Origin of the sequence: Enterobacter sp. ECC-249, assembly GCF_043965265.1 — a bacterium.
GTDB lineage: Bacteria > Pseudomonadota > Gammaproteobacteria > Enterobacterales > Enterobacteriaceae > Enterobacter > Enterobacter quasiroggenkampii.
Genome location: NZ_CP143660.1, coordinates 1,666,812 through 1,684,383 on the forward strand (window position 1 = coordinate 1,666,812; position 17,572 = coordinate 1,684,383).

Below are 17,572 nucleotides of genomic sequence, written 5' to 3' on the forward strand. Positions count from 1 at the left end.
TGTCTGTAGAGTGTTGAGTATAGACAACGGGTGTGGCGCGCTCGTCTCAGGGTGGTATAACTGATAGCAGGCTTAGCAAAAGGGGAGTGAATCATGTCTGACTATCCAACCGTTGCGCTGATTGGTCCCGGTGCGATTGGTACCACCATTGCCGCGGCACTGCATGACGCGGGCCGCACGCCGCTGCTCTGCGGACGGACCGCACACGCGGCGTTACGCCTGCGTCACGACGAGGGTGAAACGGTGGTGCCCGGCCCGGTATTAACCGATCCGACGGCCATTTCGCGCCCCGTTGACCTCGTGTTTATCGCGGTGAAAACGACGCAAAATGCCGACAGCGCCGGTTGGCTGCGCGCGCTGTGCGATGAAAATACGGTGGTCTGCGCCCTGCAAAACGGCGTGGAACAGAAGGCGCAGCTTGAGCCTTTGGTCAGTGGTGCGACTGTGCTGCCCTCGGTGGTCTGGTTCCCGGCGCAGCGCGAGCCGGATGCCTCCGTCTGGCTGCGCGCCAAACCGCGCCTGACGCTGCCGGACGTGCCGCAGGCGCAGCGGGTGGTGAAGGCGCTTCGCGGTACGCGCTGTGAAGTTGCACTCTCGGCAGATTTCCCCACCGTCGCCTGGCGCAAGCTGCTGCAAAACGCGGTTGCCGGGCTGATGGTGCTGGCCAACCGCCGTGCCGGGATGTTCAGGCGCGAGGATATCAGCGAACTTTCGCTGGCCTACCTGCGCGAGGGGCTGGCCGTCGCCCGTGCCGAAGGGGCGAAGCTGGCCGATGACGTGGCGCAGGAGATTCTGGCGAACTTCCAGCGCGCGCCAGTGGATTTGGGGACGTCGATTCTCGCTGACCGTCAGGCGGATCGCCCGATGGAGTGGGATATCCGCAACGGCGTCATCCAGCGCTACGGCCGCAAACACGGCATTGCGGTGCCCATCAGCGACGTGATGGTGCCGCTGCTGGCGGCGGGGAGCGAGGGGCCGGGTTAACGGCCGCTGCTTTTTCGTTCAGCAAAGTAATGGGCGGGCGTGCTGCCCATCGCTTTTCTGAACATGGTGATAAACGCGTTCACGGATTCATACCCGAGCGTTGTCGCCACGTTCTGGACGGGCACGCCGCTTGCCAGTTCCCGCAGGGCAATAATTAAATGCAGCTGCTGGCGCCATCGTCCGAAGCTCAGCCCGGTCTCGCGCTGCATCAGGCGGGCAAACGAGCGCTCGCTGAGGGCAAGCCTTTTCGCCCACTCCTTCAGGGTGCTTCGGTCCTCAGGGCGGCTGACCAGCGCGTCGGCCATGGCGCGAATTTTAGGGTCGGTTGAAACCGGCAGGCTCAGCTTCTGCTGCGGCATGCTGGCAAGCTCATCAAGCGTGACCCTGATTAGCCTGGCGACATGGCCGTCGGGCGGATAATCAACGCCCTCACGCGTCAGACGATCGACCAGCTCCTTAATCAGCGGCGAGATCGCCAGCGTGCAGCACCTCTCAGGCAGCGCTGCCGCGCCGGGCTCAATAAACAGATAGTTCAGATGCGCGTTCCAGGTCGCTTTGGCACTATGCGGGATCCCGCCGGGGATCCAGACGGCGCAGTCAGGCGGCACGATCCAGATGTCATTTTCTGCGTAACAGCTGACCGCTCCGTACCGGGCAATAATCAGCTGTCCTTTCCGGTGGCTATGCACCGGCACTTCCGCCGCGTAGTCCACTAAGTCCAGATGACGCGCCACGGCAGGAGAGTCGGTAGAGTCAGGGTCATACAGCGTAGTAGCAGATTGAGGCTTCACGATTCTGGCAACATTCAGGTATTTTTTGACAGAATAGAGTATTTAAGCAGCACTGCAAGCCGGTAATAATCCCGGCATGAATAATATCTTCTCTTATCCCGTGCGCCTGCCCGCCGCGCTGCAAAACGACGCTGGGGCGCTTAACTACGCCGCGAAGAGTTTTGCCGCGGCGATGCTCGCTTATTACATCGCGCTGTCGATAGGCCTTGAACGTCCCTCATGGGCCATTATTACGGTTTACATCGTGTCCCAGACGTCGGTAGGCGCATCGCTGAGCAGAAGCCTCTACCGTCTGGCCGGAACCGTGGTGGGTGCCAGCGCGACCGTTCTGATTGTACCTACCTTCGCGAATACGCCGATCCTGTGTAGCGTGGCGCTGACGGGCTGGATCACGTTCTGCCTCTGGCTCTCCCTGCTGGAGCGCACGCCCCGGGCCTATGCCTTTGTGCTGGCCGGCTACACCGCAAGCCTGATTGGTTTTCCAGCGGTAGCCGATCCCGGCGGCATCTTTAACGTCGCCATCGTCCGCGTACAGGAGATCGCGATAGGGATTTTCTGCGCGGCGCTGATTCACCGCTACGTGCTGCCCGCGCGCGTATCAGGACTGTTCAACGCTAAATTATCCCAGACGCTCCAGGCCGCGCGCAGGCGAGTGGCGGATACCTTAGCGGGCAAGCCAGATGCGGCTTCCGGCCCGCTGCATCTGGCCCTGGCGCTGCAGTTCCTGCAGGGCATAAGCCACCATATTCCGTATGATTTTGCCCTCTCCGCCCCGGTGCGGCAGGCCAGGAAAGCGATTCACGATCGGCTGGCGCGGCTGGTTATCATCAACTGTGAACTGCACGATCGCCTGCCATCGATCGGAAACCTGCTCGCCGACGAGCAGGCCTTGATGGAGGATGTTCAGGCCTGGCTGGCCGGTGAAGGCACTAGCCTCAGCAGCACGGCAGAGGCATTACGGCACCGCTGTGCGCTTCTCATCGATCGGTATGCCGCGCAGGCGCAGACGTTTGAAGACGCGCTGCAGGTCAGTTTTATTCGCTATCTCTCGGAGGCTATCGCGCTTCTGCAGCAGTGCGAGCGTCTTTCCGGGGCCATCCTCCACGCCAAACCCGTCTTGGGGGAGATGCAAACCCGCGCGGCGAAAGGCTACGTTTTCCACCGCGATCCTCTTACCGCTGCCCGCACGGCGCTGGGGGCTTTCGCCATTATTCTGGGCGGCTGTCTGGTCTGGATCTTCTCAGCATGGCCGGATGGCGGTACGGCGGTGTCTATTCTGGGGGTCTGCTGCACGCTGTTTGGCAGTTTCGACACCCCGGCACCGCACATTCTGAAATACATCATTGGCTCGTTCTGGGGCGTGGTGATTAGCCTGTTCTACAGCTTTGCGCTGCTGCCGCTGGTGAGCGACTTCCCGGTTCTGGTGGCGGTGCTTGCCCCTGCGTATCTGCTGGCCGGGTCGCTTCAGGCGCGCCCGCCCACCACGTTTATGGCGATGGGGATCACCCTGACACTGCCCATTCTGTGCGAGCTGGGGGCTCACTACAGCGGAGACTTCGCCGCTGCGGCCAACACCGCCATTGCGCTATTTGCCGCGACCGGCTTTGCCGTCATCAGCATGAGCCTGCTGCAAACCGTGCAGGCGGATGGCGCTATCGCGCGATTGCTCAATCTTTGCCAGCGCGACATTCGCCGCTGCGTGAAAGGCACGCTGCGGGTTGACGAAACGCACTGGATCAACCTGATGATGGACCGAACCGCCCTGTTGCTGCCGCGCCTGCAGCGCAGCGAGCGCGCGCCAGAGCAGGCGCTCGATCGGCTGTTACACGCGCTGCGTCTGGGGCTGTCGGTCATGCATTTACGCCGCAGTGACGCACCGCCCGGCAGGGAGGTTGACGCACTTTTTCATCGGATAAACGCCGCAGACTGCGACGCCTTACGCGAACTCATCACCACACTTATCGAGCGCCATCTGCCTGCAGCAGATGAACATACGCGCCAGTTTGTCTTCAGGCTGGCGGATCTGCACTGCGCACTACGGGGGCCTGACCATGGTTAACGATCTCAATATCGGCGGGGTTTTTATCCCGGGGCTGCTCGTCGTCGCTCTTGCGGCGCTGGTCTGCACGCTGGGCCTCGTCGCGCTTTTTTCTCTCAGCAGGGGGTACCGACGCTTGCCGTTTCGCCCGCTGATGGATGTTTCAACCTGGATTGCCACCTTTTTCCTGCTAATGCAGGGCCTGACCGCGTTGGGGTTATTGTCATGAAATCACTGCTCTCTTTACTGGCTCGCTATGCGCTGACGTTAAGCGCCGTCGCGGCGGCTACGCTTCTGGCGTTTATGATGTGGAAACACTACGCAGAAACGCCGTGGACCCGCGACGGGCGCGTGCGGGCCTATGTGGTGCAGATTGCGCCGGACGTCTCCGGGCCCGTCATCAGCGTGGCCGTCAGGGATAACCAGTGGGTGAATCGGGGCGATGTGCTGTACACCATCGATCCGCGCTGGCTTAAGCTGGCGGTGGCCAGCGCGCAGGCTGACGTGGAGTCGAAACGTCATGAGATGCTGATGCGCCAGGATGCGGCCCGCCGTCGCACGCTGATTAAAAACGCCATCTCCAGCGAGGATCTTCAGCAAACCGGCAGCGCGGCGAACGTCGCGGCGGCCAATTATCACGGTGCGCTGGCCGCGCTGGAACTGGCCGAGCTTAATCTGGCGCACGCCACCGTCCGTGCGCCGGTCTCAGGGTACGTCACCCACCTGCGGCTTCGCCCCGGAGACTACGCGACGGCGGGGGAGACCAGGGTCGCCATCGTCGATGCGCATAGCTTCTGGGTGGTGGGGTACTTTGAGGAGACCAAGCTGCGCCATATTCGCGTCGGGGATGCCGCGCAGGTGGTGCTGATGGGTTACGAGCCGGTCATCACGGGGCACGTGGAGAGCATCGGGCACGGAATTGGGGACAGCAACGACGAGACGGGCGGGCTGGGTCTGCCCGACGTTGAGCCTACCTTTAGCTGGGTGCGGCTGGCGCAGCGCGTGCCGGTGCGCATTCATATCGACAGGTTGCCGGAGGGAGTTGAGCTGGTGGCGGGGCTGTCGGCGAGCGTGGCGGTGGGGCGGTAGAGAGGGAAGGTGATAGATGTGAGTATGAATGTCTTTTTTGTACCAGAAGCAGAACATCGCACTGCCGATATTGGCGGTGTAACGAGCAGTCATTTAAATCAGCTATGTGTGGTTGATGTGCGTAAGGGAAATGATTCACTATTTAATATTTGATTTAATATGATATGTCGTTTTGTTAGCTACTGGTCTATTTTCTACCATGCAACTCAAATTTTTTAAGCTAATGAATATGACTCACCAGTTACATAAACGGGGCTAGAAATACTCCTGTTGCTGGTAATGTGATTCTATGTTAAATTTACTCCGTAAGTGTCAAATACAATGAGTATTACACGGACGTTATTTGTACAATAATTAGGTGGTGAAACTAAAATGAAATATGTATTTGCACTAATATTGAGTATGGTATTGTCAGGCTGTACCGCAAATGATTGGGTGAATGCTGCAGGTGGGATAATGCAAGCTAAAGACAAACAAGAAAAAGACACAAGAAACAAGCGTATAAAAGCAGCTAATAAGGCTGCAGGTTACTGATGTATAAGTAATTTATACATTCCTCTTCTTGTCTTTATAGACAGAAGAGGGATGATGTTCTAATCAAATTTACTGACTAAATATTCCTTTGGCTCTCGCCTGTTGGCAGGAAATATAGCCATAATGTGTTCGGTTTCCATTCTTATCGAACGCCACATAAAAAGGCATTGTCTCTGCATCTTTTTTTAGCGTGTAGTTGATGCAGGTCCCTTTAATTTCTGGAACACTCATCTCACTTTCTGCTTTTCCACCCGCAGCAATAACTGAACTTTTGGTCGCACCAGATGCGTATGTCGCTTGTACTAGTGGGTCATTATCAAACTTCATAAAACTGAAACTGCAGGCACTTAATAAAGGGACAATTAAAACTGGTGTATAGCGCATTGAATATCCTTGCGGAGAATATAATTACTTAAGAAATCAAAATGATCAAATCGATAATTCTTGCTTGTCAAACTTCTTATCCAAAATATTATAAGAAGATAATGGGGTAAGTACAATCACCAGTCTAATAGTCACTGTATTGAACTGTTTTGTTGGTTGTCTTGCCCATCAATGATAGTTGCCAACTTCTGTTAATCGCTCTTAACGGACATTCAACAAACTACTCTGTACTTTGAGTAAGGCGAAATCCTGCTTCTTACCTCGCAGAATTCCGGCCTTCCATCACCCGTCTCAGTGCGCCGTGATATAAGGCTCCTTCACAAACTCCGCCAGCAACCAGACCATATCATGCAGCAGCCCGGTCAGTTCTTTCGCCACGCTCATGGGCAGTGTTCCGCCCATCACCGCCAGCGTTAACGCTACGGCATAATCCACCTGCAACGTCGTTTCCTGCCAGCAGTCCGGCACGCAGGAGGTAATCTTTTCCCCCGCAACCAACTGTTCAACCAGATACGGCGGAAGTTCCGAGTCACAGCACTCGCGCAGCCGTTTCAGCGCAGCCAGTAATCGCGTACAGAGCGTGGCAAACGTCACCGCGTCGTCAGTTTCCACCAGTACGCTTACGTAAGCGGCGCAGGCATCGGCCAGTTCGAAGAGATCCGCGGAATCGGAAATTGGATGATTGATGAGATGATGAACAGCGCTTTTCTCAGAAAGCGCGTAGGAAAATTCAGGGTTAGTAGCCATTTAGCATCCTCTTTGTCCAAAAAATGTCATGTTATGCTAACGGGTTCCTACGCCCGGTTACTGATGTGCCGCAACGCAGGCACTTTACGGCGGTGTAAAAAGGAAGGAAAGGGGATGCCCCTGAATTACATAAGGTTGCTTGCAGGTTTGCGAGGCGGCTTCCAGAAGTGCATTGCCGGGTGGCGGCTACGCCTGACCCGGCCTACAAAAATCACAGCCCTGTAGGCCCGCGCTAGCGCAGCGCCGCCGGGCATTCCTGCTGTAAAACAGGTTTTTGCCGATCGTGAGTGAATATCTGCCATTCAATATCCGACTTACTCAGGATAAAAATGGCCGTGGCCAGCGTGTTCTCTTCATCAGGATCGTGTGGTGAGAGACGATAAATCGGGAGCGCGGGATCATGCTGGTCTGAGAGAATAGCCAGCGCCGCTTCGCCATCAAGGTGAGATTGCGTCTCCAGCCAGGCGTTTAGCCGCTGCTGGCGTGACCGGGAGCTGTCAGTGATCACCTGCTCAACCGCATCAAGCTGAGGGTGGATAAGGTGATTAGCATGGGCGAAAACGTCCCGCAGCGGCGTGACGGAACAGCCTGTTCCCGTCGCCTCCACGCTGAACAGCCGGCCGTCTCCCCGTTGCCCCAGCGTATGATGAAATGCACCGGCGCGTGGCCCGGTGGTCAGTATGGAGATGGCTTCATCTAGCGTGGTGGCATTCAGCGCAGCCCGGGCAAGTATCTGGCGCGGCATTCCTTCCGGACGGTGCAAAGCGCGTATGTTATTCACCGTATTCACCACGCCTTTTTCGTTTACGGCGAAGGTATGTCCGCAAATCGATCCCGGATAGGCAAAACTGGTGAACGCCAGGCCGTCATCCGGGGTGATGCTGACGATGGCGCAGTCGTTGCGAAGCTGCGGAAAACCGTCTTCATTATGCGCGATAATCAGCTCTCCCTCCGCGGTGCTTCCTGCTACCGTGGTGCAGCCATCGGAGGTTGAGCGCACCAGATCGCCACGGCAGTTCCAGGCAAACACCTCATCAAACGGTGCATCCAGGCCCTCGGCCAAACCTTCCAGCTCCTGCCAGATCAGGGGATATTGAGACTGGACCCGCGAGCGCATGCTCCGGGTCTGTTCTGCGTCTTTCATAGCGGTAACGGTTTGCCACAAGGCCGTTTGCGTCAGTTTTGCATGCCAGGCCTCGCGGCCGAACGCGCCAAGCGCCTGACCTACTGCAAAAGCGGAACCACGAATGTCGATTTTTTTCATAGAATTATCATTCACTTCTGTTCAGGATACGTGTTGCAAAAATTCTTTCAGGCGGGGATTGCGACTGCTATTCAGCAGCATATCAGGTGGACCATCTTCGGCAATGGTACCGCCATCAATAAAGATGAGCCGGGATGCCACATCGCGGGCGAAGCCGATTTCATGGGTCACAATCACCATGGTCATGCCTTCTTCGGCCAGCGAGCGCATGACTTTCAGCACCTCATGCCGTAATTCGGGGTCCAGCGCTGAGGTTGGCTCGTCGAACAGCATCATTTTCGGTTTCACTGCCAGGGCTCTGGCAATGGCTACGCGTTGCTGCTGACCGCCAGAGAGTTCTGATGGGTAGTGGCTGGCGCGTTCGCGTAAGCCAACGCGGTCAAGCAGCGCCAGCGCCTGTTCCCGCGCGGCGACTTTGCTCTGTTTGCGTACGCGAACCGGACCAAACATCACATTCTCCAGCGCCGTCAGATGGGGGAACAGATGGAACTGCTGAAACACCATCCCGGCTTCGCGGCGGATATCACATTCGTTAGCGTGAGGGTCGGTAATGTGCATTCCCGCTACCAGCAGCGTGCCGGAGGAGATTTCCTCCAGCTTGTTAATGCAGCGCAGCAGCGTTGATTTGCCCGAACCGGAAGGGCCGATGATCACCACGACTTCGCCGGCGTCAATTTTTAAATTGATGTCGTGCAGCACCTGAGTGGCGCCGAAATTTTTCGACACTGCGCTAAATTCAACCATGCTCATAAAATATGGATCCTCTTCTCCAGTTGCTTCAGCAGGAAACTCAGGCACAGCGTCACCAGCAGGTAAATCATTGCCACTGCGGTCCAGACTTCCAGCGCGCGGAAATTACCGGCAATAATTTCTTGCCCCTGACGAGTTAATTCCGCCACACCAATAACAATAAACAGCGAGGTATCTTTAATGCTGATAATCCACTGATTACCTAACGCCGGGATCATACGGCGTAATGCCAGCGGCATTATGACATGCCATAGGGTGCTGCGTTGGGATAATCCCATTGCCAGGCTGGCCTCTCTAAATCCTTTATTAATCGAAAGAATCGCCCCTCGGGTGATTTCTGCAATATAAGCACCCGAGTTAATTACAATGGTCGTAATGGCCGCCGTTACCGGGTCGATATGAATCGGTAACACCATGGGAAGTGCGAAGTAAATAAACATCACCTGCACCATAATAGGCGTTCCGCGGATTAACTCGACAAAAACTAACGAGACTGTCTTTGATATTTTCCCTCCGAGCGCCCGACAGGTTCCCGCCAGCAGGCCAATAACAAAACCACCTAATAAACCTGATAATGAAATAACCAGCGTCAGCTGCAGTCCTTGCAACAGCAGCGGCAGGGACTCCCAAATATATTTACTGTCGAAATTCATCATGTTACCCGTTAAGATGCAACGAGGTCGGATCGCTCCGACCTGGCGGGATTATTTTGGCTGTTTAGCAAACCACTTCACGTAAATCTTGCTGTAAGTCCCGTCCGCACGCAGCGCCTGCAGAGCAGCGTTGATCTTCGGCGTCAGGCTGCTGTTTTTCTGCATGGCAAAGCCGTAGTGCTGCGGCAGAATGCTGTCAGTCTCGCCGGTCGATTTCACTTTGCCATCACCTGCCGTTTTTACGTAATAGAGCACGTTGGGGGAATCATGCACTACGGCATCAAGGTTACCTGCCTGCAAATCAAGATAGGCGTTGTCGATATTCGGGAATTCGACATAGTTCGCCTTATATTTGCTTTTCATAAAGCTGGCCGCCGCCGTTCCCTGCTTTAATCCCACTTTCTTTCCAGCTAAATCGCTGAATTTAGTAATAGTATTATCGCTGCTTTTCACCGCCATTAATAAGTCAGCATCATAATAACCGTCGCTGAAATCGACGACCTGTTTACGCGCGTCGGTTATCGTAATGCCCGCCATGGCGACATCCAGATTACGTGATTGCAAACCCGGAATCAGTCCCCCGAAGTCCATCGGGCGTAATTCGTAGCTGACATCCATTTTTTTTGCGATGGCATCCCACAAATCAATATCAAAGCCGACGTATTTATCGCCTTGTTTAAATTCAAAGGGGACAAAGGCGGTATCCACGCCAACCGTTAATTTATCCTGCGCTTGTGCCACAAAACTGGCGGAGCAAGCGACCAGCGCTAACGTAACTTTTAATTTAGTTAATAATCCAGACATGATAACCCTCGGCGTCAGTGAAGTAGCGTGCATGAATGTCACCCTGCGAAATACATCGGCGGGGTGGGGAAATAAAATGTTGATATGCAGGGCGCACTTTCATGCGCCAAATTTAAAACGAAAGCTTATGCGGGAATAATATCATCCCGGGTGTCGGGTACCGGCGTCTGTGCGCCGTTCATTACCATTGAGAGAAAACTGTAATAACCATTGATGCCGATAAGATCCACCACGCCTTTCTCGCCCCACAGCGCGATAGCGTGCTGCCAGGTGGAATCGCTGACCTTCTGCTGCTCCTGTAACTCCTTGCAAAAGTGATAGACCGCCCATTCATCCGGCTGCAGATCCTCAGGAAGACGCTTTTCATTAATCGCCAGCACCGCCGCGGCAGAAATACCCTTCTCGCGCGCTATCGGCGCATGAATCGCCCACTCAACAGGCTGCGACCAGTGCCGCGCGGTCATCAAAATCGCCAGTTCCGACAGGCGCTGTCCCAGCGCGCTGCGATAACGCAGGTATTCCCCCATGCGCTGCGCATGCGCCATGAGCTCTGGACTGCGCAGCAGCGGCTCGAAAGGTGGCAGCAGCGCACCGCGGGGCCCGTTGATTATCTCTTCGGCCAACGCGCGCTGCTGGTCGTCCCACTCATGCTCCGCCAGCGGCGGTAAACGATTGATCATAATTTGCCGGTCTCTTCGCGAATAACGGTGTTCAGCGTGTCTACCACAAAGTCGAGCTGGGCAGGCGTGACAATAAACGGGGGGGCGATCAGGATATGGTCGCCATACTGCCCGTCAATGGTTCCACCCATTGGATAGACCATCAGCCCACGTGACATACAGTTTGCTTTGATTGCTGCATGCAGCTTCAGGGCTGGATCGAAGGGGGTTTTGCTGTCTTTATCGCGTACCAGCTCAACGCCCGCAAACAAGCCGCGTCCACGCGTATCACCGACGTGCGGTAATTCCCCCAGCACTTCACGCAATGCGCTGTGCAGGTAAGCCCCCTGTTGCCTGACCGCCTGCAGCAAATTATCGCGCGCAATCACCTGCTGCACGGCCAGGGCTGCAGACGCGGCGGTCGCGTGACAAATATAGGTGTGTCCGTGCTGGAACAGACCGCTACCGGCCTGCAGCGCTGAGACAATTTTCTCGCTCGCTAATACTGCGCCAATCGGCTGATAGCCACCCCCCAGCCCTTTCGCGATAGTCACCAAATCCGGCACCACATCATCCTGTTCAAACGCATGCAATGTGCCGGTGCGTCCCATGCCGCACATGACTTCATCCGCGATATAGAGGATGCCGTATTTATCACACAGGTTGCGTACACCTTTAAGATAGCCCGGGGTAGGCGGGGTGGCGCCGGTGGTGGCCCCCACCACGGTTTCTGCGCAGAAACCAATAATGGTGTCGGGATCGGCCTCAATAATGGCTTGCTCCAGCTCGTTGAGCAGACGCGTGGTGTATTGCTGCTGGGTTTCGTCATCGCGGCGGTCGCGATATTCATTGCAGGCCGAAACGCGGATCACGTCGATCAGCAAGGGGGCAAACTGGCGGCGGCGCCATTCGTTGCCTCCCACCGCGAGCGCCCCAAGGGTATTGCCATGATAGCTCTGCTTACGGGCGATAAATTTGGTGCGCGACGGCTGGCCGATCTCAACAAAATACTGGCGCGCCAGCTTAAGCGCGGTTTCAACCGCTTCCGAACCGCCCGAAACGAAATAGGCATAGTTAAGGTCGCCTGGTGCCGTGCGCATCAAATGCTCAGCAAGCTGCTCAACGGTGTCGCTGGTAAAAAAACTGGTATGGGCATAGGCCAGCCGATCGATCTGGCGATGCATCGCAGCCAGCACGTCAGGATGCGCGTGGCCTAAACAGGAAACGGCGGCGCCACCGCAGGCATCCAGATACTGTTTTCCCTGTGCATCAAAAATGTACGCCCCCTGGGCGCGTACCGCCACGGTGGGCGTGCTGCGTAGACTGCGGTGAATGATATGGGTCATGCTGGTCCTGCTCCTGAATGCGCTGTGCTAATGAAGCGCATCATGCAGGATTCATTTGTATCACGTCAATTTCATTTTGATTCAAATGTATTCTGTTTTCTTATGCCGGATGCAAATGAATTATTTTTCAGGGTTTCCCGGGCACCACATAGGCACCAGAGTTAATAAGGTAGCGTTCAGCATTTTCGATTTTATTCACTGCATCCCGACCATGGCGCGCGACCAGCATCGCCAGTAAACACTCGGCCAGCCCCATGCCGGACACCACGGAAGGGAAAAACGACGGGCTGTCTATGGAGAACAGCAGCGTGCAATCGGCAGCCTGGGCTAATGGCGAGACGGGAGAATCCGTGATGGCGACGATCGTCGCGCCTGCCTGCCGGGCCGCGTGCAGGACATCGAGCGACTCACGGGAATAGGGGGCAAAACTGGTGAGTAACAGGCAATCTTGTGCTGTTAATTCTCGAGTGAACACTTCGATATTGCTCGCCAGACCATCAATTAACGACGCCTGCCGGTTGAACAGTCGATAGACATAAAACAGCGACCAGGCGATAGGAAAGCTGGCCCGGAATCCGCAAATATAGACATTCTCAGCGGCGTCCAGCAGCGATACGGCCTGCTCCATGGCCTGATGGTTTTCATGCTGCGTAAAAGCCAAATTGGCCTGATGCGCCTGAAACACCTCTTCATACAGCTGCGGCTGAGTGCCTTTGGCGATCAGCTTCTCGGCTTTGGATACATATGTATCATTGCGCAGCCCGAGTTCATCGATGAATGCGTCCTTGAGTTCACCCCAGCCGTTGTAGCCTAATCGTTGCGCTAACCGCAGCAGCGTGGCGGGTTTTACACCGGCTTCACTGGCGAAGGCACGCATCGATAGCACGACCAGTTGATTGGTATTCTGTAGCGAGAACTCGGCAGCACGCTGCAATTCTGCAGACAATTCACTGAATGTACTGACAATATTTTCCCTTGGATTCATAGCAAATAGTCCCGCTTTTTAAGGTTAGCGCTGCTGTCATCAACTTACGTTCGATCTTCACAGACCGAACGGGTTCGCGTTGTCTCAGAAACGGATGATGAAAACACAGAGTGAATAAGTCAACGGGGAGCTGAACAGGGGGGGTTATCAGACGCGCGAAACCAATCTGATGATCATTATGATAAAGGCCAAAGGTAAGACTGTTTTCTATGCAGCATAGCGCTGCTCCTCGCTCATTCCAGCCCTTCGATATTCGACTTAACCGCTTTCAGCGTCCTTCTGCGGATCCAGCCGCTCCCGGCCCGTATTGCCAGCCAGTAGGCTGCCATTTTTAGGTGAGTACGTTTGTCCGGACAATAGACGAAGGTCTCCGTACAGAGTTCATGTTGACCTGGCGTCAGTTCCGTTACCTTATAGCGTAGCAACAGCTTTGCGCTGCCCGGCGCGGCTGGCGACTGAAACGCGCTGGCATCCGGTGCGTTTTCCAGACCGAAACTGGTCCGCCAGAATTGTCCTTTTAAGCCGTAGCAGAGTTCAGATGCGGAGTTTTTCAAAAGGGTAAAACTGTGCAGGCCAAAGTCGCTGATTGAGCCAGCCTGCTGATTGCGGAGAAGTTTTTGCGGTAATTGCCGTAAAGCCATCAGCCGACGAATCACGGCATCTTGCCGGACGTCAAAGTTTGCAATCAACGGCAGAATATTTTCAGGATGCGCAGTATGAATGACCGTTCGGTGTTTTTCATGAAACTGGAACTGGCGGAGAAAAGCGGGAACATCCTGCCACTGAGCAAGCGCTTTGCGGGTAACGAATCCGGGGTTCAGCATTGTTCTTCCTTGTCATCCTTTGAGCACCGCCAGAGTAACAGAGGAATTGCGGCAGACAATTACCAGGAAAACGTAGTACCGAAGCGTGCATCAACAAGACCTATACCGTTCTAAGATCCCGTGTTTTGACGACAGAGGATGGCATTGCCGGGTGGCGGCTGCGCCTTACCCGGCCTACAAGCCCGCCAACCCGCGACACGAACAGTAGGCCCGTGCAAGCGCAGCGCCACCGGGCACAGCCGCGCTGCCGTCACCCCTCGCTCAGCATCGTCAAAAACCGCTTCACCGTCCGCGAGCGTTCAAAGCGCCGCCAGCAGAGCGCGATGTCGGTATAAAGCTCCGGTGAGCTCAGCGCGTGATAGGTCACATTCGGCGGCGAAATGGCCGCCATGGATTTCGGCACCAGCGCAAACCCGCCGCCTGCGGAAACCATGCTCAGGGAGGAGGAAAGCTGCGACGACTGTAGCGCGTGCTGGACGTCAATCCCGGCCCGCTCGCAGCAGCCGTGAACCCGGTCATACAGGCCCGGCGCGACCTCCTGCGGGAACAGCACCACCGGCGTTTCCCGAAGCTGCTCTAACGCCAGCGAATCGCACGCCGCCAGCGGATGATCGCGATGCAGCGCCACCACCATCGGCTCCCGGTCGAGGATTTTTAACTCGAACGCCTTGCTGCTCTCGCACGGCAGGCGCACGAAGGCGATATCCAGTTCACCCTCCGCCAGCATCGTCGTCAGCGATGACATATTGGCTTCCACCTGGTGAACCTGCACCGCCATGTTCTGCACCTGAAACTGGCGAATCAGGGTAAAAATTTTGGGATGAAAAGCGTCGGAGCTGGTGATGCCAATCGACAGGTTGCCGTTCAGCCCGCGCGCGATGCCGCGGGCTTTCTCCAGCGCGGCGTCGCTCAGCGCCAGGATCTTGCAGGCGTCCTCATAGAAGGCTTCTCCCGCTTCGGTTAGCTCCACGCCCCGCGTCAGGCGCCTGAACAGCGGCGTGCCCACTTCCTCTTCGAGCCGTTTGATCTGCTGACTCAGAGGAGGCTGTGAAATACCCAGCGCTTCGGCCGCCCTGGTGAAGTGTCGCTCGCGTGCAACCGCGACAAAATACCGCAGATAACGAAGTTCCATATCTAAAACGTCTCAAACCAGCATGGTTTCTATATTGGAACTCTCTGCTGAATCGGGTCAACATTTATTTAACCTTTCTAAATAAAGTTGAAGAGGACGAGCATGATGGTGCATTCATCTGCCTGCGACTGCGAAGCCAGTCTGTGCGAGACCCTGCGTGGGTTCTCCGCCCAGCATCCTGACAGCGTGATCTATCAGACATCGCTAATGAGCGCCCTGCTAAGCGGCGTGTATGAAGGAGAGACCACCATCGCCGATCTGCTGGCACACGGTGATTTTGGTCTGGGCACCTTCAACGAGCTGGACGGCGAAATGATCGCCTTCAGCAGCCAGGTGTACCAGCTGCGCGCCGACGGCAGTGCCCGGGCCGCGAAGCCGGAGCAGAAAACGCCGTTTGCGGTGATGACCTGGTTCCAGCCGCAGTACCGTATCACCTTCAATGCGCCGGTCAGCCGTCAGCAGATCCACGACGCGATCGATAAGCAAATCCCCTCCGATAACCTGTTCTGCGCGCTGCGCATTGACGGCAACTTTCGCCACGCCCACACCCGCACGGTACCGCGCCAGAAGCCGCCGTACCGCGCGATGACCGACGTGCTGGACGACCAGCCGGTGTTCCGCTTTAACCAGCGTGAAGGGGTGCTGGTCGGGTTCCGCACGCCGCAGCATATGCAGGGCATCAACGTGGCGGGCTACCACGAACATTTCATTACCGACGACCGTCAGGGCGGTGGGCATCTGCTCGACTACCAGCTGGAGAGCGGCGTGCTCACCTTCGGTGAAATTCACAAGCTGATGATCGATCTGCCCGCCGACAGCGCCTTTTTACAGGCCAACCTTCACCCCAGCAATCTGGATGCGGCGATCCGTGCCGTCGAAAACTAACAGGAGAACTACCGTGAACAGTGAGAAACAGTCACGTCAGTGGGCACACGGCGCCGATTTGGTTGTCGGCCAGCTGGAAGCGCAGGGCGTGAAGCAGGTGTTCGGGATCCCGGGGGCGAAAATCGACAAGGTCTTTGACTCCCTGCTGGATTCCTCCATCGAGATCATTCCCGTCCGTCACGAGGCCAACGCGGCGTTTATGGCGGCGGCGGTAGGGCGTCTGACCGGCAAGGCCGGGGTAGCGCTGGTGACCTCCGGGCCCGGCTGTTCCAACCTGATCACCGGCATTGCCACCGCCAACAGCGAAGGCGACCCGGTAGTCGCGCTGGGCGGGGCGGTGAAGCGGGCGGATAAAGCGAAGCTGGTGCACCAGAGCATGGACACCGTCGCCATGTTCAGCCCGGTCACCAAATACGCCGTGGAGGTGAGCGCGCCGGACGCGATTGCTGAGGTGGTTTCCAACGCGTTTCGCGCCGCCGAGCACGGCAGGCCGGGGGGCGCGTTCGTCAGCCTGCCGCAGGATATTGTCGACCAGCCCGCCACCGGGGCGATTTTGCCTGCCAGCGGTCCCGCGCTGATGGGACCAGCACCGGAATCCGCCATCAACGACGTAGCGAAGCTTATTGAAAAGGCCAAAAACCCGGTCATTCTGCTGGGGCTGATGGCGAGCCAGCCAGCCAACAGCGCCGCGCTGCGCAAGCTGCTGGAGAAAAGCCGTATTCCGGTCACCAGCACCTATCAGGCCGCCGGGGCGGTGAACCAGGAGCACTTCACCCGTTTCGCCGGACGCGTCGGTCTGTTCAATAACCAGGCGGGCGACCGGCTGCTCCATCTGGCGGATCTGATTATCTGCATCGGCTATAGCCCGGTGGAATACGAGCCGTCCATGTGGAACAGCGGCGACGCCACGCTGGTGCACATCGACGTGCTGCCTGCCTATGAAGAACGAAACTACGTGCCGGATCTGGAGCTGGTGGGGGACATCGCCGAAACGCTGAATCAGCTCGCTAACCGTATCGACCATAAGCTTGAGCTAAGCCAGCGTGCCTCCGAAATTCTGGTCGACCGCCAGCATCAGCGCGATCTGCTCGATCGTCGCGGCGCCTCGCTCAACCAGTTTGCCCTGCATCCGCTGCGCATCGTGCGCGCCATGCAGGACATCGTCAATAACGACGTGACGCTCACCGTCGACATGGGCAGCTTCCACATCTGGATCGCCCGCTACCTCTACAGCTTCCGGGCGCGTCAGGTGATGATTTCCAACGGTCAGCAGACCATGGGCGTCGCGCTGCCGTGGGCCATTGGCGCGTGGCTGGTCAACCCGAGCCGCAAGGTGGTTTCGGTCTCCGGCGACGGCGGCTTCCTGCAGTCGAGCATGGAGCTGGAAACCGCGGTGCGCCTCAACGCTAACGTGTTGCACATCATCTGGGTGGATAACGGCTACAACATGGTTGCCATTCAGGAAGAGAAAAAATACCAGCGTCTTTCCGGCGTCGAGTTCGGCCCGGTCGATTTCAAAGTCTATGCCGACGCCTTTGGCGCGAAAGGCTTTGCCGTGGAGAGCGCCGACGCGCTCGAACCCACGCTGCGTGCGGCGATGGATGTGGATGGCCCGGCCGTGGTGGCCATTCCCGTCGACTACAGCGATAACCCGCTGCTGATGGGCCAGCTCCATCTCAGCCAGATTTTGTGACTCAACATAA

At 56.7% G+C, this 17,572-nt stretch carries 20 protein-coding genes; 8 read left to right on the plus strand and 12 right to left on the minus strand.

What is annotated here, in order from left to right:
* The first annotated feature begins 93 nt into the window (after positions 1 to 93).
* Positions 94 to 984 (plus strand): oxidoreductase, encoded by an 891-nt coding sequence (locus tag V1587_RS07950; RefSeq protein WP_395314551.1) that lies wholly within the window; start codon positions 94 to 96, stop codon positions 982 to 984.
* Here the strand turns inward: V1587_RS07950 and V1587_RS07955 are convergent.
* Entirely contained in the window at positions 981 to 1,775 is a 795-nt protein-coding gene (locus V1587_RS07955; protein ID WP_371898822.1) for a helix-turn-helix transcriptional regulator, read from the minus strand. The genes V1587_RS07950 and V1587_RS07955 overlap by 4 nt on opposite strands.
* 76 nt (positions 1,776 to 1,851) lie before the next feature.
* Between V1587_RS07955 and V1587_RS07960 the strand changes: the two genes are divergently transcribed.
* The 5 genes from V1587_RS07960 to V1587_RS07980 all read left to right on the plus strand — a co-directional run bounded on the left by V1587_RS07960 (position 1,852) and on the right by V1587_RS07980 (position 5,436).
* Positions 1,852 to 3,834 carry an FUSC family protein gene (locus V1587_RS07960; protein WP_395314552.1) on the plus strand — a complete coding sequence of 661 codons (1,983 nt, stop codon included), beginning with the start codon at positions 1,852 to 1,854 and terminating at the stop codon, positions 3,832 to 3,834.
* Positions 3,827 to 4,042: a DUF1656 domain-containing protein gene (locus V1587_RS07965; protein ID WP_371898824.1), complete on the plus strand. Its 216-nt coding sequence runs from the start codon at positions 3,827 to 3,829 to the stop codon at positions 4,040 to 4,042. The genes V1587_RS07960 and V1587_RS07965 overlap by 8 nt, the downstream gene beginning before the upstream one ends.
* Entirely contained in the window at positions 4,039 to 4,902 is an 864-nt protein-coding gene (locus tag V1587_RS07970; protein WP_371898825.1) for an efflux RND transporter periplasmic adaptor subunit, read from the plus strand. Before V1587_RS07965 ends, V1587_RS07970 begins: the two co-directional genes overlap by 4 nt.
* An 18-nt stretch (positions 4,903 to 4,920) precedes the next feature.
* On the plus strand, positions 4,921 to 5,055 hold the full coding sequence (locus V1587_RS07975; protein ID WP_371898826.1) for a hypothetical protein: 135 nt from the start codon (positions 4,921 to 4,923) through the stop codon (positions 5,053 to 5,055).
* 219 nt (positions 5,056 to 5,274) lie between these two features.
* A complete protein-coding gene (locus V1587_RS07980; RefSeq protein ID WP_258885730.1) occupies positions 5,275 to 5,436 on the plus strand; it encodes a hypothetical protein in 162 nt (53 codons plus the stop codon).
* A 69-nt stretch (positions 5,437 to 5,505) separates the two neighbouring features.
* Here V1587_RS07980 and V1587_RS07985 read toward each other — a convergent pair whose 3' ends face one another.
* From V1587_RS07985 to V1587_RS08035, 11 genes are all read right to left on the minus strand, one after another.
* On the minus strand, positions 5,506 to 5,820 hold the full coding sequence (locus V1587_RS07985; protein ID WP_371898827.1) for a hypothetical protein: 315 nt from the start codon (positions 5,818 to 5,820) through the stop codon (positions 5,506 to 5,508).
* A gap of 291 nt (positions 5,821 to 6,111) precedes the next feature.
* A complete protein-coding gene (locus V1587_RS07990; protein ID WP_371898828.1) occupies positions 6,112 to 6,567 on the minus strand; it encodes a hypothetical protein in 456 nt (151 codons plus the stop codon).
* A gap of 232 nt (positions 6,568 to 6,799) precedes the next feature.
* The gene (locus V1587_RS07995) at positions 6,800 to 7,831 is read right to left on the minus strand and encodes a C45 family autoproteolytic acyltransferase/hydolase (RefSeq protein WP_371898829.1); all 1,032 of its coding nucleotides are present in this window, start codon (positions 7,829 to 7,831) and stop codon (positions 6,800 to 6,802) included.
* A gap of 21 nt (positions 7,832 to 7,852) precedes the next feature.
* Entirely contained in the window at positions 7,853 to 8,575 is a 723-nt protein-coding gene (glnQ, locus tag V1587_RS08000; RefSeq protein ID WP_371898849.1) for a glutamine ABC transporter ATP-binding protein GlnQ, read from the minus strand.
* Positions 8,576 to 8,577: 2 nt separating this feature from the next.
* Positions 8,578 to 9,234: a glutamine ABC transporter permease GlnP gene (gene glnP / locus V1587_RS08005; protein WP_116341329.1), complete on the minus strand. Its 657-nt coding sequence runs from the start codon at positions 9,232 to 9,234 to the stop codon at positions 8,578 to 8,580.
* A 51-nt stretch (positions 9,235 to 9,285) separates the two neighbouring features.
* Positions 9,286 to 10,038, minus strand: a complete 753-nt coding sequence (glnH, locus tag V1587_RS08010) for a glutamine ABC transporter substrate-binding protein GlnH (RefSeq protein ID WP_371898850.1) — start codon at positions 10,036 to 10,038, stop codon at positions 9,286 to 9,288.
* A 125-nt stretch (positions 10,039 to 10,163) separates the two neighbouring features.
* Entirely contained in the window at positions 10,164 to 10,718 is a 555-nt protein-coding gene (locus V1587_RS08015) for a carboxymuconolactone decarboxylase family protein (RefSeq protein WP_371898830.1), read from the minus strand.
* Positions 10,715 to 12,043: an aspartate aminotransferase family protein gene (locus tag V1587_RS08020; RefSeq protein ID WP_371898831.1), complete on the minus strand. Its 1,329-nt coding sequence runs from the start codon at positions 12,041 to 12,043 to the stop codon at positions 10,715 to 10,717. Before V1587_RS08020 ends, V1587_RS08015 begins: the two co-directional genes overlap by 4 nt.
* Positions 12,044 to 12,170: 127 nt before the next feature.
* Entirely contained in the window at positions 12,171 to 13,028 is an 858-nt protein-coding gene (locus V1587_RS08025) for a MurR/RpiR family transcriptional regulator (protein WP_371898832.1), read from the minus strand.
* Between the two features lie 233 nt (positions 13,029 to 13,261).
* Positions 13,262 to 13,852 (minus strand): hypothetical protein, encoded by a 591-nt coding sequence (locus tag V1587_RS08030; RefSeq protein WP_371898833.1) that lies wholly within the window; start codon positions 13,850 to 13,852, stop codon positions 13,262 to 13,264.
* Between the two features lie 250 nt (positions 13,853 to 14,102).
* Positions 14,103 to 14,984: a LysR family transcriptional regulator gene (locus V1587_RS08035; protein ID WP_371898834.1), complete on the minus strand. Its 882-nt coding sequence runs from the start codon at positions 14,982 to 14,984 to the stop codon at positions 14,103 to 14,105.
* A gap of 105 nt (positions 14,985 to 15,089) precedes the next feature.
* Here V1587_RS08035 and budA point away from each other — a divergent pair, with 105 nt between their 5' ends.
* Both budA and alsS read left to right on the plus strand, forming a co-directional pair.
* A complete protein-coding gene (gene budA / locus V1587_RS08040; RefSeq protein WP_102863686.1) occupies positions 15,090 to 15,869 on the plus strand; it encodes an acetolactate decarboxylase in 780 nt (259 codons plus the stop codon).
* Positions 15,841 to 17,562, plus strand: a complete 1,722-nt coding sequence (alsS, locus tag V1587_RS08045; protein ID WP_198925452.1) for an acetolactate synthase AlsS — start codon at positions 15,841 to 15,843, stop codon at positions 17,560 to 17,562. The genes budA and alsS overlap by 29 nt, the downstream gene beginning before the upstream one ends.
* Positions 17,563 to 17,572: the final 10 nt, after the last annotated feature.

What these genes read in the sequence shown, in the direction of transcription:
- V1587_RS07980 (WP_258885730.1), top strand. Translation starts at nt 5,275, where the DNA reads ATGAAATATGTATTTGCACTAATATTGAGTATGGTATTGTCAGGCTGT.
- V1587_RS08030 (WP_371898833.1), bottom strand. Translation starts at nt 13,852, where the DNA reads ATGCTGAACCCCGGATTCGTTACCCGCAAAGCGCTTGCTCAGTGGCAG.
- V1587_RS08015 (WP_371898830.1), bottom strand. Translation starts at nt 10,718, where the DNA reads ATGATCAATCGTTTACCGCCGCTGGCGGAGCATGAGTGGGACGACCAG.
- V1587_RS07950 (WP_395314551.1), top strand. Translation starts at nt 94, where the DNA reads ATGTCTGACTATCCAACCGTTGCGCTGATTGGTCCCGGTGCGATTGGT.
- V1587_RS07970 (WP_371898825.1), top strand. Translation starts at nt 4,039, where the DNA reads ATGAAATCACTGCTCTCTTTACTGGCTCGCTATGCGCTGACGTTAAGC.
- glnQ (WP_371898849.1), bottom strand. Translation starts at nt 8,575, where the DNA reads ATGGTTGAATTTAGCGCAGTGTCGAAAAATTTCGGCGCCACTCAGGTG.
- glnP (WP_116341329.1), bottom strand. Translation starts at nt 9,234, where the DNA reads ATGAATTTCGACAGTAAATATATTTGGGAGTCCCTGCCGCTGCTGTTG.
- budA (WP_102863686.1), top strand. Translation starts at nt 15,090, where the DNA reads ATGGTGCATTCATCTGCCTGCGACTGCGAAGCCAGTCTGTGCGAGACC.
- V1587_RS08020 (WP_371898831.1), bottom strand. Translation starts at nt 12,043, where the DNA reads ATGACCCATATCATTCACCGCAGTCTACGCAGCACGCCCACCGTGGCG.
- V1587_RS08025 (WP_371898832.1), bottom strand. Translation starts at nt 13,028, where the DNA reads ATGAATCCAAGGGAAAATATTGTCAGTACATTCAGTGAATTGTCTGCA.
- glnH (WP_371898850.1), bottom strand. Translation starts at nt 10,038, where the DNA reads ATGTCTGGATTATTAACTAAATTAAAAGTTACGTTAGCGCTGGTCGCT.
- V1587_RS07965 (WP_371898824.1), top strand. Translation starts at nt 3,827, where the DNA reads ATGGTTAACGATCTCAATATCGGCGGGGTTTTTATCCCGGGGCTGCTC.
- V1587_RS07960 (WP_395314552.1), top strand. Translation starts at nt 1,852, where the DNA reads ATGAATAATATCTTCTCTTATCCCGTGCGCCTGCCCGCCGCGCTGCAA.
- alsS (WP_198925452.1), top strand. Translation starts at nt 15,841, where the DNA reads ATGCGGCGATCCGTGCCGTCGAAAACTAACAGGAGAACTACCGTGAAC.
- V1587_RS07985 (WP_371898827.1), bottom strand. Translation starts at nt 5,820, where the DNA reads ATGCGCTATACACCAGTTTTAATTGTCCCTTTATTAAGTGCCTGCAGT.
- V1587_RS07995 (WP_371898829.1), bottom strand. Translation starts at nt 7,831, where the DNA reads ATGAAAAAAATCGACATTCGTGGTTCCGCTTTTGCAGTAGGTCAGGCG.
- V1587_RS08035 (WP_371898834.1), bottom strand. Translation starts at nt 14,984, where the DNA reads ATGGAACTTCGTTATCTGCGGTATTTTGTCGCGGTTGCACGCGAGCGA.
- V1587_RS07990 (WP_371898828.1), bottom strand. Translation starts at nt 6,567, where the DNA reads ATGGCTACTAACCCTGAATTTTCCTACGCGCTTTCTGAGAAAAGCGCT.